The sequence below is a fragment of the Enterobacter sp. RHBSTW-00175 genome, from assembly GCF_013927005.1.
GTDB lineage: Bacteria > Pseudomonadota > Gammaproteobacteria > Enterobacterales > Enterobacteriaceae > Enterobacter.
The window spans coordinates 3,591,321-3,604,341 of sequence record NZ_CP055930.1 but is presented as its reverse complement, the minus strand read 5'-3'; the positions used below and the strand labels follow the sequence as shown (position 1 = coordinate 3,604,341).

The window sequence follows — 13,021 nt, the reverse complement described above, 5'->3', positions numbered from 1 at the left end:
AATCATCCCATCGAACTCAGACGTTTTTGCGCCTGTTTGGCACCTTCGGTACCCGGGAACTTCGTCACAACCTGTTGGTAGACTGCTTTTGCCTTTGCGGTATCACCTTTGTCCTGCATGATCACGCCGACCTTGAACATCGCATCAGGTGCTTTAGGTGATTTTGGGTAATTTTTCACCACGGAGGCAAAATAAAACGCCGCATCATCCTTCTTACCCTTGTTGTAATTCAGCTGACCAAGCCAGTAATTCGCATTTGGCTGGTAAGTGGAATCAGGGTACTTCTTGACGAAGTTTTGAAACGCAACGATTGCATCTTCCTGACGAGATTTGTCCTGTACCAGTGCAATGGCCGCATTGTAATCCGTATTCGCGTCACCGCTCTGTACAGGCGCACCTGTCGAGGCTGAAGCATCTGCTGCCGGAGCCGGTGTTGCCGCAGCACCACCACTCTGATCGCCCGCTGCTGGCTGTGCAGCTGCACCACCGTTGCTAAGGCTATCGATTTGCAACATGATCTGCTTCTGACGATCCATAACCTGATTAAGCTGATACTGACTTTCCTGGATCTGCCCACGCAAAGAATCAATATCGGTTTGGTTATCGGAAAGTTGCTGCTGGAGTTGGGTTAAAAGCTGACTATGAGCATTAGAAATACGCTCGAGTTGAGTGACACGGTCTTCAACCGAGCCTGAGCCGACACTACTGATTGGTGCCTGAGCAAAAGCGGCCCAGGGGGCCGCTATTCCAACCAGTAACGACAGACTCAACAGATGATGTCTGAAGTTACTGTTCATGCAATTCTCTTAGTAAACCAGTACGGCACGACGGTTTTTGGAGTAAGCCGCTTCGTCATGACCCAGTACTGCTGGTTTTTCTTTACCGTAAGAAACGATGGAGATCTGGTCAGCAGAAACGCCTTTACCTTGCAGGTACATTTTAACAGCGTTAGCACGACGCTCACCCAGGGAGATGTTGTACTCTGGAGTACCACGTTCGTCCGCGTGACCTTCTACGGTGACTTTGTAAGATGGGTTGCTACGCAGGAAGTTAGCGTGAGCATCCAGCATCGCAGCGAAGTCAGAACGGATGTCGTACTTATCCAGATCGAAGTAAACGATGTTGTTCTGCTGCAGCTGCTGCATCTGAAGACGCGCTTGCTCTTCAGAAGACATGTTGCCATTGCCGTTCGCGTCCATACCGGTGCCGGCACCCATCATGCCTTCGCCGCTCTGGTCATTGCTTGCGTTCTTGTTAGAAGAACACGCTGCGATTGCCATTACAGGCAGAGCGATCATCAGCCCCTTCAGCACTTTGTTCAGTTGCATTTCTATGATTCCTTTAGTAATCAATTAATTATTATTTACAGATACGGCGACCAGGCAGGTGATTTTACCTGTCCATCAGTAGCCGGAATACGCGCTTTGAAACGCCCATCTGTAGAAACCAGATTCAGCACAGATCCCATCCCCTGAGAAGAGCTGTAGATTACCATAGTGCCGTTAGGTGCCAGACTTGGCGTTTCATCCAGGAACGTTGACGACAGAACTTGAACGCCACCCGCTACCAGATCTTGTTTGGCAATGTGTTGCTGCCCACCGTTGGAGCTGACCATTACCATAAACTTACCGTCGCTGCTCACGTCTGCGTTCTGGTTTTGTGTACCTTCCCAGGAAATACGCTGCGGAGCACCGCCGTTGACATTCACTTTATAGATTTGTGGACGGCCTGCCTGGTCGGAAGTAAACGCCAGGTTCTGGCTATCCGGGAACCAGGTCGGCTCAGTGTTGTTGCTACGACCATCCGTCACCTGGCGGATCTGACCAGAACCAATGTCCATCACGTACAGGTTCAGGCTACCGGTTTTAGACAGAGCAAATGCCAGTTTAGAACCATCCGGTGAGAATGAAGGCGCACCGTTGTGACGCGGGAAGGACGCAACCTGGCGTACAGCACCGTTAGACAGCGTCTGAATAACCAGTGCAGAACGACCGCTTTCAAAGGTAACATAAGCCAGTTTAGAACCGTCTGGTGACCATGCCGGAGACATCAGCGGCTGTGAAGAACGGTGAACAGTGAACTGGTTGTAACCATCGTAATCGGACACGCGAAGCTCATACGGGAACTGACCACCGTTGGTCTGTACCACATAAGCGATACGAGTACGGAAAGCGCCTTTAATCGTGGTCAGCTTTTCGAACACTTCGTCACTCGCCGTGTGGCCAGCATAACGCAGATATTGCTTGTTCACTTTGTAAGAGTTCTGAGCCAGAACGGTACCTGGCGCACCGCCGGTATCCACCAGCTGATAAGCCACGTTATAGCCGCCGTCCGGGCCAGGAGTAACCTGGCCTACAACAACCGCATCAATACCCAGCGCAGACCATGCTGCAGGTTGAACTTCCTGCGCAGTACCAGGCTGCTGAGGCAGACGAGAACGATCTAACGGGTTGAATTTACCGCTGTTACGCAGGTCAGCCGCAACGATGCCACCAATATCTTCTGGTGCAGCGCCAGGACCGGCCCACTGGAACGGAACAACACCGATTGGGCGTGCCGAGTCCACCCCCTGGGTGATTTCGATACGTACTTCTGCGTGCAGCACAGCTGCCCACAGCATTAAGAAACTAAATGCTACACGTAATGCCTGCTTCATCATATCTCCCTTATCTGGGTAACCTTACCCGCGATAATTTAGCAGAATGTTAACAAACTCAAATAGACAAAACTACCAGAACCCTGTGACTAAACCTGGTCTATTTTTCCCCGTTTGCACGGGGAAAATGTAACTTAAGGTTTGAAGTCCAGTGGTGCATTTTTAAACGTTTCATACACAGCCTGAGATGGCGGTTTAGGGAACTTGGTCATTCTGCTGGTCGCAGACAGCATCTGCTGACAGAACGCATCGTCCCCACCTTCCGATTTCACACTAAGTATCGAGCCGTCTGAACCAATGTTTACACGCAAAGTACAGGTTTTGCCTTTGTAGGTATCCCAGTCATACAGGTGACCACGAATGGCTGCCTGAACCTGTGATATGTACGAAGCAATCTCTGCCTGAGATGCACCACCCTGCCCCGGCTTACTTCCTTTAGCAGGAGATGAACCACCTGCGCTACCACTGGTTGTGCCTTTCGGCGCATTCTTACCAGAACTCAGGTCGCCCAGCAGGTCATCCACTCCCGAGGCAGCAGCGGCTTTTTCCGCAGCAGCCTTTTTAGCAGCAGCTTTTTCAGCCGCAGCGGCTTTCTTATCAGCAGCAGCTTTTTCAGCGGCAGCAGCTTTATCGGCAGCAGCCTTTTCAGCGGCGGCGGCTTTCTTGGCCGCAGCAGCGGCAGCAGCCTTCTCAGCAGCAGCGGCTTTTTCCGCAGCGGCTTTCTCAGCGGCAGCCGCTTTCTTAGCAGCGTCGGCGGCAGCTTTCTTCTCAGCTTCCTGAGCGGCTTTTTTCGCTGCATCTGCTTCAGCTTTCTTCTGGGCATCTGCTGCGGCTTTCTTCGCAGCTTCTGCTTCAGCTTTCTTCTGAGCATCGGCAGCCGCTTTCTTCGCTGCTTCCTCAGCCTGTTTCTGGGCATCCGCTGCGGCTTTCTTCGCGGCTTCTGCGGCCAGTTTTGCCTGTGCGTCAGCCTGAGCTTTCGCGTCAGCAGCCGCTTTTGCTGCGGCTTCTTCGGCTTGTTTCTGCTGTTCCTGCGCTTTTTTAGCGGCGGCTTCAGCCTGTTTCTGCTGTTCCGCTTGCTCTTTCGCTGCTTCCTGCGCCTGCAAACGTTCTTTCTCGAGCTGCTTCAAACGCTCCTGCTCCGCGGCCTGCTTTTCACGCAGTTCCTCAGCTTGCTGTTGCGCCTGTTTATCACGCTGCTCTTCAGCACGTTTTGCACTCGCCTGCTGTTGTTGCTGGCGATTATAGTTTTGTACTACCGCACCAGGATCCACCATGACGGCGTCGATGGAAGACCCCCCACCACCGCCAGCTGATGCATCTATATGCTCGTCGAACGAACTCCAGATCAGTGCCGCAAAAAGAATAACGTGCAGCACTGCGGAGATAATTATCGCTCGCTTAAGCTTATCGTTTTGTTCGGTTGCCTTTGACACTATCGGTTCCCAAAAACTCGTATCCCACTGCTAGCAGGTGATCAAATAGGCTGCGTCATTAAGCCAACAGACTTAACGCCCGCGCTATGGAGCAAGTTCAGCGCTTTTATAATTTCATCGTAAGGCACATCTTTTGCGCCACCGATTAAAAAGACCGTCTTCGGATTTGACTCCAGGCGGCGCTGCGCTTCAGCAATCACCTGCTCTGGCGGTAACTGATCCATACGATCTTTTTCTACCACCACGCTGTATTGCCCTACGCCGGAAACCTCAATGATAACCGGAGGATCGTCATTGGTGCTTACCGCCTGTGATTCTGTCGCATCCGGCAGATCCACTTCCACGCTCTGGGTGATTATCGGCGCTGTTGCCATAAAGATAAGCAGCAGCACTAACAGTACGTCCAGCAGCGGAACGATATTGATTTCGGACTTGAGCTCGCGACGACCTCGTCCACGCGATCTGGCCATGGTTTACCCCTTGTTACTCTCGGTGCTGGTAAACGCCTGACGGTGCAGAATCGCGGTGAACTCTTCCATAAAGTTGTCGTAGTTCAGTTCCAGTTTGTTCACACGCTGATTCAGACGGTTATACGCCATAACCGCCGGGATAGCGGCGAACAGACCGATAGCGGTCGCGATCAGTGCTTCTGCAATACCCGGAGCAACCATCTGCAATGTCGCCTGCTTCACCGCACCCAGGGCGATAAAGGCGTGCATAATCCCCCACACCGTACCGAACAGGCCGATATACGGGCTGATGGAACCTACTGTGCCAAGGAACGGAATATGCGTTTCAAGGGTTTCCAGTTCACGGTTCATGGAAATGCGCATCGCACGGGACGCACCTTCAACAACCGCTTCCGGTGCATGGCTATTAGCACGATGCAAACGGGCAAATTCTTTGAAACCGCTGTAAAAAATTTGTTCGGAGCCTGCGAGGTTATCCCGACGCCCCTGGCTTTCCTGATACAAACGGGAAAGTTCGATACCAGACCAGAACTTGTCTTCAAACGCTTCAGCCTCGCGGCTAGCGGCATTGAGGATACGCGTTCTCTGGATGATGATGGCCCAGGATGCGATTGAAAAACCAATCAAAATCAACATGATAAGTTTAACCAGAAGGCTTGCCTTCAGGAACAAATCAAGGATATTCATGTCAGTCACTGCTTAAACTCCGCGACAATAGACTTAGGAAGCGCACGAGGCTTCATGATGAGTGGATCAACACAGACAATCAGTACTTCAGCTTCGTTCAGTACCGTGTTCTCTGCATTGAGGATCCGTTGCGTGAACACCAGTGAGGTTCCGCGCATTGATGTTATTTCTGTTTGGACTTCGAGCATATCGTCGAGTCTGGCAGGCGCAAAATACTCAAGCGTCATCTTGCGTACCACAAAGGCAACTCGCTCAGCCAACAGCACTTGTTGGCTAAAGTGATGATGGCGCAGCATCTCTGTGCGTGCCCGTTCATAAAAAGCAACGTAGCTGGCGTGGTATACCACACCACCGGCATCGGTATCTTCGTAGTAGACACGAACCGGCCATCGAAACAGCGTTGTATTCACTTTACATCCCGGTAATGCAACAAAAGTTAACTCTTTTAAACTTCGCTACTATACGCGCGGGAAAGGTGGTTTGGAATGGGAGAAAGTAAACGGAGAGTAAATTTTTATGGGCTCGGGTAAGCCCATATGATTAACGGACATTTCTTATTCAGAAGAAGAAGAAAATCAGCCCAGCGAGAAGCACCAGATCGGCAATCAGCGGGCAGAAAATACCCTGCCAGTGAATGGCTTTCGGACGAAAGCCAACGCCGTGAATAACACCTGCGCACACGGCCCACATGATGAACAAACCGTGCCAAATCTCAAGCTCGCTGGTCTTCGCTGCAAAACGCGAAGGGTCCCAGAAAATACAACCTGCCAGCAGTAATGCCATCACTAAAGAAAGCGCCCTTAACGGGCGCTTATCCATTACCGCGTAAAGCATCGCGATAATGTTCATTAGTGCTTTTCGTCACCCGCTTTGGACGCTTCAACGTGCTCAAGCGCCAGGGCAGTAATGATGCCAAATGCACAGGCAAGAAGCGTCCCCAAAATCCATGCGAAATACCACATATTCAGCTCCTTACTTAGTACAGGGAATGAGTGTTGCGTTCAATGTCTTCTTTCGTGATACGACCGAACATTTTCCAGTAACACCAGGTGGTGTAGAGCAGGATAATCGGTACGAACACACACGCAACATACGTCATCAGGTTCAGTGTCAGCTGGCTAGATGTTGCATCCCACATGGTCAGACTTGCGTTCATCATGGTGCTGGACGGCATAACGAATGGGAACATCGCGATACCTGCCGTCAGAATAATGCACGCCAGCGTCAGCGAAGAGAACACAAACGCCAGGGCGCCTTTTTCCAGACGGGACGTCAGTACAGTCAGCAACGGCAACAGAACACCCAGAGCCGGGATAACCCACAGCACAGGCATGTTGTTGAAGTTAGTCATCCAGGCACCAGCCTGACGCACAACTTCTTTCGTCAGCGGGTTAGACGGCGCAGCATGGTTCATCGCAGAGGTCACCACGTAGCCATCAATACCGTACACCACCCAGACACCGGCCAGTGCGAAGCAGACAAGCGTCACCAGAGCGGCCAACTGAGCAGTTGCACGTGAACGCAGATGCAGTTCACCTACCGTACGCATTTGCAGGTAAGTCGCGCCCTGAGTAATGATCATCGCCACACTCACCACGCCCGCCAGCAGACCAAACGGATTCAGCAGCTGGAAGAAGTTACCGGTGTAGTAAAGACGCATGTACTCATCAATGTGGAACGGAACACCCTGCAACAGGTTACCGAACGCCACACCAATCACCAGCGGTGGAACAAAGCTACCAATGAAGATGCCCCAGTCCCACATGTTGCGCCAGCGGGTGTCTTCAATCTTGGAACGGTAGTCGAAACCCACCGGACGGAAGAATAAAGACGCCAGCACCAAAATCATCGCCACATAGAAGCCGGAAAACGCAGCCGCGTAGACCATCGGCCAGGCAGCGAACAGCGCGCCGCCAGCGGTGATGAGCCACACCTGGTTACCGTCCCAGTGCGGGGCAATGGAGTTGATCATAATTCGACGCTCGGTGTCATTACGACCGAGGAAACGGGTGAGCATCCCCACCCCCATGTCGAAACCGTCGGTGACAGCAAAGCCAATCAGCAAAATACCAACCAGCAGCCACCAGATAAAACGCAATACTTCATAATCGATCATTTGATGACTCCTGTCTTAGCGTGCCGGCTGAGTAGTCGCAGCAGACTGCTCGTAGTGATAGCGACCGGTTTTCAGGCTGCTTGGGCCAAGGCGCGCGAACTTGAACATCAGGAACAGTTCAGCCACCAGGAACAGGGTATACAGACCACAAATCAGCAGCATGGAGAAGATCAGATCGCCCGCTGTCAGGGAGGAGTTCGCTACCGCCGTTGGCAGCACCTCACCTATCGCCCATGGCTGACGGCCATATTCCGCCACAAACCAACCGGATTCGATAGCAATCCACGGCAGTGGGATACCGTACATCGCGGTACGCAGCAGCCATTTTTTCTGACCGACACGGTTACGAATAACAGACCAGAAGGACGCCGCGATGATAAGCAGCATGATGATGCCGCAGCCCACCATGATACGGAACGCAAAGTACAGCGGCGCAACGCGCGGAATGGAGTCTTTAGTGGCCTGCTGGATTTGCGCTTCCGTCGCGTCAGAGACGTTCGGGGTATAGCGTTTGAGCAGCAGCCCATAACCCAGGTCTTTCTTCACGCTGTTGAACTGATCGCGTATAGCCTGATCGGTAGAACCAGCACGCAGCTGTTCCAGCAGTGAGTAAGCTTTCATACCATTACGGATACGGCCTTCATGCTGCACCATCAGATCTTTCAGGCCAGTAACCTGTTTGTCGACGGAGCGGGTTGCGATGATGCCCAGCGCGTAAGGGATTTGAATCGAGAAGTGGTTTTGCTGCGCATCCTGATCCGGGATACCGAACAGGGTAAAGGCAGCCGGAGCCGGTTGTGTTTCCCACTCAGCTTCGATGGCTGCCAGTTTGGTTTTCTGCACGTCACCCATTTCGTAACCGGATTCATCACCCAGTACGATAACGGAGAGGATTGCAGCCATACCGAAGCTAGCAGCGATAGCAAAGGAGCGCTTAGCGAAAGCAAAGTCACGACCGCGCAGCATATAGTAGGAGCTGATACCCAGAACGAACATCGCACCACAAACGTAGCCAGATGCCACGGTGTGAACGAATTTAACCTGGGCTACCGGGTTCAGGACCAGCTCGGCAAAGCTGACCATCTCCATACGCATGGTTTCGAAGTTGAAATCAGATGCGATTGGGTTTTGCATCCAGCCGTTCGCCACCAGGATCCACAGTGCGGACAGGTTGGAACCCAATGCCACAAGCCAGGTTACCGCCATATGCTGGACTTTGCCCAGACGGTCCCAACCGAAGAAGAACAGACCTACAAAGGTGGATTCGAGGAAGAAGGCCATCAGACCTTCAATGGCCAGCGGCGCACCGAAGATATCCCCGACGTAGTGGGAATAATATGACCAGTTAGTCCCGAACTGGAACTCCATGGTCAAACCGGTTGCCACGCCCAGTGCAAAGTTGATACCAAACAACTTGCCCCAGAACTTGGTCATATCTTTATAAATCTGTTTGCCGGAGAGGACGTAGACCGTTTCCATGATGGCCAGCAGGAACGCCATACCGAGCGTCAGTGGCACAAACAGGAAGTGGTACATCGCGGTCAAGGCAAACTGTAAGCGCGACAGTTCGACTATATCTAACATCATGACTCCTTGCTCATCGCATGAAGACTCCGAGAGTGAACCCCATAAGAGAGATCCACACGCATGCCCCAATACAAAGTTATCTGCTTCCCTTCTTCAGTGCTTATTCTCTACGGGAGGAAAAAGCAGTGATGAAAAGTTGCAAATACGTTAATAAAAAAACCAAATTGATCCCGTAAATATAATACGCTGCAAAACCCTTACAATAAACAGGTTTTTATTGAATCACATTTACGTTTTACGACGGTGATCAACTTATAGCAAAACTACCACTTTTCAGCCATTTTGATCTGGCACAATTTAGCGCTTTTTGGTGCCTTTTTCCAAACATTAAACATTGATTTAAATCAAAATTAAGGCTTTATGTTAATTGTGTGCCGCTGCGGTAAACAGAGTAAAAACCATGTTAAATATATGTATACGTAAATACATCTGAAGTTATCGAATGGGATAATTAATATAAACAGAGGTGATTTTGATTAACTATAGTGGCGCAGGCATGTGGATGCAGGCAGGACATTAATTCTAGTTGGTCTTACGTATTTTTCCACTCGCTTTCTTTAACGCAAATAAATAACAAATATTTTACCTTTACAAGTCCGTAAATTAACACCAGTTTGTGACTATTTCATGACATGCCGCGCGTAATAAAAAAGGCCGCTTTTCAGCGGCCAACCATGTCGAAACGGACATTTTTATTTCAAAGCTCCCAGTCCTGGGAGCAGAGAGGACTTACTTAATGATGGATTTCAGTGCTTCGCCGATATCGGCCAGGCTGCGCACAGTTCTCACACCAGCAGCTTCCAGTGCAGCGAATTTCTCATCCGCTGTACCTTTACCGCCCGCGATGATTGCGCCTGCGTGGCCCATACGTTTGCCTTTCGGCGCAGTTACGCCTGCGATGTAACCCACAACAGGCTTGGTCACGTGATCTTTGATGTACGCAGCGGCTTCTTCTTCTGCGCTACCGCCGATTTCACCGATCATCACGATCGCTTCAGTCTGCGGGTCTTCCTGGAACAGCTTCAGGATGTCGATGAAGTTAGAGCCAGGAATCGGGTCACCACCGATGCCCACACAGGTGGACTGGCCGAAACCGTAGTCAGTGGTCTGCTTAACCGCTTCATAGGTCAGGGTACCAGAGCGGGAAACGATACCCACTTTGCCCGGTTTGTGAATGTGGCCTGGCATGATGCCGATTTTGCACTCGCCCGGGGTGATAACACCTGGGCAGTTCGGGCCGATCATACGCACGCCAGCTTCATCCAGCTTCACTTTCACAGTCAGCATGTCCAGGGTCGGGATGCCTTCGGTGATAGTGATGATCAGTTTGATGCCTGCGTCGATCGCTTCCAGAATGGAATCTTTGCAGAATGCCGCCGGAACGTAGATAACGGTCGCGGTTGCACCCGTCGCTTCTACTGCTTCGCGTACGGTGTTGAACACTGGCAGACCCAGGTGAGTTGTACCGCCTTTACCTGGCGTTACACCGCCAACCATCTGCGTACCGTAGGCAATCGCCTGCTCGGAGTGGAAAGTCCCCTGGCTACCGGTGAAGCCCTGGCAGATAACCTTGGTATCTTTATTAATTAAAACTGACATTATTTCCCCTCCACTGCGGCAACAACCTGCTGAGCTGCATCCGTCAGACTTTTCGCTGCAATAATATTCAGGCCGCTGTCAGCCAATTTTTTCGCGCCGAGTTCAGCGTTGTTACCTTCCAGACGCACAACAACCGGGACGTTAACGCCCACTTCTGCCACCGCGCCGATGATACCGTCAGCGATCAGGTCGCAACGTACGATACCGCCGAAGATGTTAACCAGAACGGCTTTCACATTGTCGTCAGAGAGAATGATTTTGAACGCTTCGGTTACGCGCTCTTTGGTTGCGCCACCGCCTACGTCGAGGAAGTTCGCTGGCTCACCACCGTGCAGCTTAACGATGTCCATGGTGCCCATTGCCAGGCCCGCACCGTTAACCATGCAGCCGATGTTGCCATCAAGTGCAACGTAGTTCAGTTCCCACTGTGCAGCCTGAGCTTCACGCGGGTCTTCCTGAGACTGGTCGCGCATTTCGCGCAGATCCGGCTGGCGGAACAGTGCATTGCCGTCAGCGCCCAGTTTACCGTCGAGGCAGATCAGATCGCCCTGCGTGGTGATAACCAGCGGGTTGATTTCGATCAGAGCCAGATCGCGCTCCAGGAAGATAGTCGCCAGCCCCATGAAGATCTTGGTGAACTGTTGAACCAGTTTCCCTTCCAGACCCAGTTTGAACGCTAGCTCACGACCCTGGTAAGGCATTGGGCCTGCCAGCGGATCAATGGCCACTTTGTGGATCAGATGAGGGGTTTCTTCTGCCACTTTTTCGATTTCCACGCCGCCTTCAGTAGACGCCATGAACACCACGCGACGGGAGCTACGGTCTACAACTGCGCCGAGGTACAGTTCTTTTGCGATATCGGTCGCCGCTTCTACCAGGATCTGGTTAACAGGCTGGCCGTTCGCATCTGTTTGATAAGTTACCAGGCGCTTGCCGAGCCAATGTTCAGCAAAAGCACGGATCTCTTCTTTGCTCTTAACAACCTTCACACCGCCCGCTTTACCACGGCCACCAGCGTGAACCTGACATTTAACTACCCAAGGGCCGGAACCGATTTTAGATGCGGCTTCTTCTGCTTCACGCGGGGTAGTACAGGCATAACCCACCGGAGCCGGTAAGCCATACCGGGCAAACAGCTGTTTGGCCTGATATTCATGTAAGTTCATGTGTTCTATCCATCCTTCAGGTAATCGTTAGGTATTGCTTTTGTAGGCCCGGCAAGCTCAGCACCGCCGGGCAAGACTGCTAAAACTAGACGTCGAGCAGCAGACGCGTTGGATCTTCCAGCAGCTCTTTAATGGCTACCAGGAAGCCTACGGACTCGCGGCCATCGATCAGACGGTGATCGTAAGAGAGCGCCAGGTACATCATTGGCAGGATCTCAACTTTACCGTCTACCGCCATCGGACGATCTTTGATGGCGTGCATTCCGAGGATCGCACTCTGCGGTGGGTTGATGATTGGCGTGGACATCAGTGACCCGAATACGCCGCCGTTGGTAATAGTGAAGTTACCGCCGGTCAGGTCGTCTACGGTCAGCTTGCCGTCGCGGCCTTTCACTGCCAGCTCTTTAATATTTTTCTCGATGTCAGCCATACCCAGAGTATCCACATCACGCAGAACTGGGGTTACCAGACCACGTGGAGTAGAAACCGCCATGCTGACGTCGAAATAGTTGTGGTAAACCACATCATCGCCATCGATAGATGCGTTCACTTCCGGGTAGCGTTTCAGCGCTTCAACAACCGCTTTCACGTAGAAGGACATAAAGCCCAGACGGATACCGTGACGTTTTTCAAACGCGTCACCGTACTGCTTACGCAGGTCCATGATTGGCTTCATGTTCACTTCGTTGAAGGTGGTCAGCATCGCGGTGGAGTTTTTCGCTTCCAGCAGACGCTCAGCAACACGCTTACGCAGACGGGTCATCGGTACACGTTTTTCGCTGCGCGCGCCCAGAGCAGGCTGTGCCGCTGGTGCTGCCGCAGGGGCTTTGGCTTCTGCTTTGGCAGGTGCTTTCGCCAGGTGTTTCTCAATGTCTTCGCGCGTCAGACGACCACCCACACCGGTGCCTTTAATGGCAGCCGCGTCCAGGTTGTGCTCTGCCAGCAGGCGACGGATCGCCGGGCTGAGCGCGTCGTTGCTCTGCTCTTCCAGGGAGGCCTGCTGGCGCTGCGCTGGGGTAGAGGCTTTCTCTTCAGATTTCGCGCTGGACTCTTTGCCCGCACTGTTGCCTTCACGCAGGCGACCCAGAATCTGACGAGAGGTTACGGTCGTGCCTTCATCTTCCAGCACTGCATCCAGAACACCATCCGCCGAAGCCGGTACTTCCAGTACCACTTTGTCAGTTTCGATTTCTACCAGCACTTCATCGCGCTTAACGGCATCGCCCGGTTTTTTGTGCCAGGTGGCGACGGTCGCATCTGCTACAGACTCAGGCAGGTCGGGAACAAGAATATCTACGCTACTCATT

At 52.1% G+C, this 13,021-nt stretch carries 14 protein-coding genes; all 14 read right to left on the bottom strand.

The annotated features are described in order from the left end of the window. Nucleotides 1–2: 2 nt before the first annotated feature. The 14 genes from cpoB to odhB all read right to left on the bottom strand — a co-directional run bounded on the left by cpoB (nucleotide 3) and on the right by odhB (nucleotide 13,020). The gene (gene cpoB / locus HV107_RS17120) at nucleotides 3–797 is read right to left on the bottom strand and encodes a cell division protein CpoB (RefSeq protein ID WP_182060065.1); all 795 of its coding nucleotides are present in this window, start codon (nucleotides 795–797) and stop codon (nucleotides 3–5) included. A 9-nt stretch (nucleotides 798–806) separates the two neighbouring features. Then, the gene (gene pal, locus HV107_RS17115; RefSeq protein WP_003858578.1) at nucleotides 807–1,328 is read right to left on the bottom strand and encodes a peptidoglycan-associated lipoprotein Pal; all 522 of its coding nucleotides are present in this window, start codon (nucleotides 1,326–1,328) and stop codon (nucleotides 807–809) included. A 35-nt stretch (nucleotides 1,329–1,363) separates the two neighbouring features. Further along, nucleotides 1,364–2,656, bottom strand: a complete 1,293-nt coding sequence (tolB, locus tag HV107_RS17110) for a Tol-Pal system beta propeller repeat protein TolB (RefSeq protein ID WP_182060064.1) — start codon at nucleotides 2,654–2,656, stop codon at nucleotides 1,364–1,366. 134 nt (nucleotides 2,657–2,790) lie between these two features. Then, nucleotides 2,791–4,089, bottom strand: coding sequence for a cell envelope integrity protein TolA (tolA, locus tag HV107_RS17105; RefSeq protein ID WP_182060063.1), 1,299 nt, complete (start codon nucleotides 4,087–4,089; stop codon nucleotides 2,791–2,793). Between the two features lie 41 nt (nucleotides 4,090–4,130). After that, a complete protein-coding gene (gene tolR / locus HV107_RS17100; protein ID WP_003858589.1) occupies nucleotides 4,131–4,559 on the bottom strand; it encodes a colicin uptake protein TolR in 429 nt (142 codons plus the stop codon). 3 nt (nucleotides 4,560–4,562) lie between these two features. Next, entirely contained in the window at nucleotides 4,563–5,255 is a 693-nt protein-coding gene (tolQ, locus tag HV107_RS17095) for a Tol-Pal system protein TolQ (RefSeq protein ID WP_182060062.1), read from the bottom strand. Further along, the gene (ybgC, locus tag HV107_RS17090; protein ID WP_014069388.1) at nucleotides 5,252–5,656 is read right to left on the bottom strand and encodes a tol-pal system-associated acyl-CoA thioesterase; all 405 of its coding nucleotides are present in this window, start codon (nucleotides 5,654–5,656) and stop codon (nucleotides 5,252–5,254) included. The genes tolQ and ybgC overlap by 4 nt, the downstream gene beginning before the upstream one ends. Before the next feature lie 148 nt (nucleotides 5,657–5,804). Continuing rightward, a complete protein-coding gene (gene ybgE, locus HV107_RS17085; protein WP_182060061.1) occupies nucleotides 5,805–6,095 on the bottom strand; it encodes a cyd operon protein YbgE in 291 nt (96 codons plus the stop codon). After that, nucleotides 6,095–6,208, bottom strand: coding sequence for a cytochrome bd-I oxidase subunit CydX (cydX, locus tag HV107_RS17080; protein WP_182060060.1), 114 nt, complete (start codon nucleotides 6,206–6,208; stop codon nucleotides 6,095–6,097). The genes ybgE and cydX overlap by 1 nt, the downstream gene beginning before the upstream one ends. A gap of 14 nt (nucleotides 6,209–6,222) precedes the next feature. Further along, on the bottom strand, nucleotides 6,223–7,362 hold the full coding sequence (gene cydB / locus HV107_RS17075) for a cytochrome d ubiquinol oxidase subunit II (protein WP_014069385.1): 1,140 nt from the start codon (nucleotides 7,360–7,362) through the stop codon (nucleotides 6,223–6,225). Between the two features lie 15 nt (nucleotides 7,363–7,377). Beyond that, nucleotides 7,378–8,946, bottom strand: coding sequence for a cytochrome ubiquinol oxidase subunit I (cydA, locus tag HV107_RS17070; RefSeq protein WP_182063537.1), 1,569 nt, complete (start codon nucleotides 8,944–8,946; stop codon nucleotides 7,378–7,380). 732 nt (nucleotides 8,947–9,678) lie between these two features. Continuing rightward, the gene (gene sucD, locus HV107_RS17065; protein WP_182060059.1) at nucleotides 9,679–10,548 is read right to left on the bottom strand and encodes a succinate--CoA ligase subunit alpha; all 870 of its coding nucleotides are present in this window, start codon (nucleotides 10,546–10,548) and stop codon (nucleotides 9,679–9,681) included. Next, entirely contained in the window at nucleotides 10,548–11,714 is a 1,167-nt protein-coding gene (gene sucC, locus HV107_RS17060) for an ADP-forming succinate--CoA ligase subunit beta (RefSeq protein ID WP_014069379.1), read from the bottom strand. The genes sucD and sucC overlap by 1 nt, the downstream gene beginning before the upstream one ends. Nucleotides 11,715–11,799: 85 nt before the next feature. Continuing rightward, nucleotides 11,800–13,020 carry a 2-oxoglutarate dehydrogenase complex dihydrolipoyllysine-residue succinyltransferase gene (odhB, locus tag HV107_RS17055; protein WP_182060058.1) on the bottom strand — a complete coding sequence of 407 codons (1,221 nt, stop codon included), beginning with the start codon at nucleotides 13,018–13,020 and terminating at the stop codon, nucleotides 11,800–11,802. Nucleotide 13,021 lies beyond the last annotated feature (1 nt).

What these genes read in the sequence shown, in the direction of transcription:
- tolR (WP_003858589.1), bottom strand. Translation starts at nt 4,559, where the DNA reads ATGGCCAGATCGCGTGGACGAGGTCGTCGCGAGCTCAAGTCCGAAATC.
- cpoB (WP_182060065.1), bottom strand. Translation starts at nt 797, where the DNA reads ATGAACAGTAACTTCAGACATCATCTGTTGAGTCTGTCGTTACTGGTT.
- cydB (WP_014069385.1), bottom strand. Translation starts at nt 7,362, where the DNA reads ATGATCGATTATGAAGTATTGCGTTTTATCTGGTGGCTGCTGGTTGGT.
- cydX (WP_182060060.1), bottom strand. Translation starts at nt 6,208, where the DNA reads ATGTGGTATTTCGCATGGATTTTGGGGACGCTTCTTGCCTGTGCATTT.
- sucC (WP_014069379.1), bottom strand. Translation starts at nt 11,714, where the DNA reads ATGAACTTACATGAATATCAGGCCAAACAGCTGTTTGCCCGGTATGGC.
- sucD (WP_182060059.1), bottom strand. Translation starts at nt 10,548, where the DNA reads ATGTCAGTTTTAATTAATAAAGATACCAAGGTTATCTGCCAGGGCTTC.
- pal (WP_003858578.1), bottom strand. Translation starts at nt 1,328, where the DNA reads ATGCAACTGAACAAAGTGCTGAAGGGGCTGATGATCGCTCTGCCTGTA.
- tolB (WP_182060064.1), bottom strand. Translation starts at nt 2,656, where the DNA reads ATGAAGCAGGCATTACGTGTAGCATTTAGTTTCTTAATGCTGTGGGCA.
- ybgE (WP_182060061.1), bottom strand. Translation starts at nt 6,095, where the DNA reads ATGAACATTATCGCGATGCTTTACGCGGTAATGGATAAGCGCCCGTTA.
- odhB (WP_182060058.1), bottom strand. Translation starts at nt 13,020, where the DNA reads ATGAGTAGCGTAGATATTCTTGTTCCCGACCTGCCTGAGTCTGTAGCA.
- cydA (WP_182063537.1), bottom strand. Translation starts at nt 8,946, where the DNA reads ATGTTAGATATAGTCGAACTGTCGCGCTTACAGTTTGCCTTGACCGCG.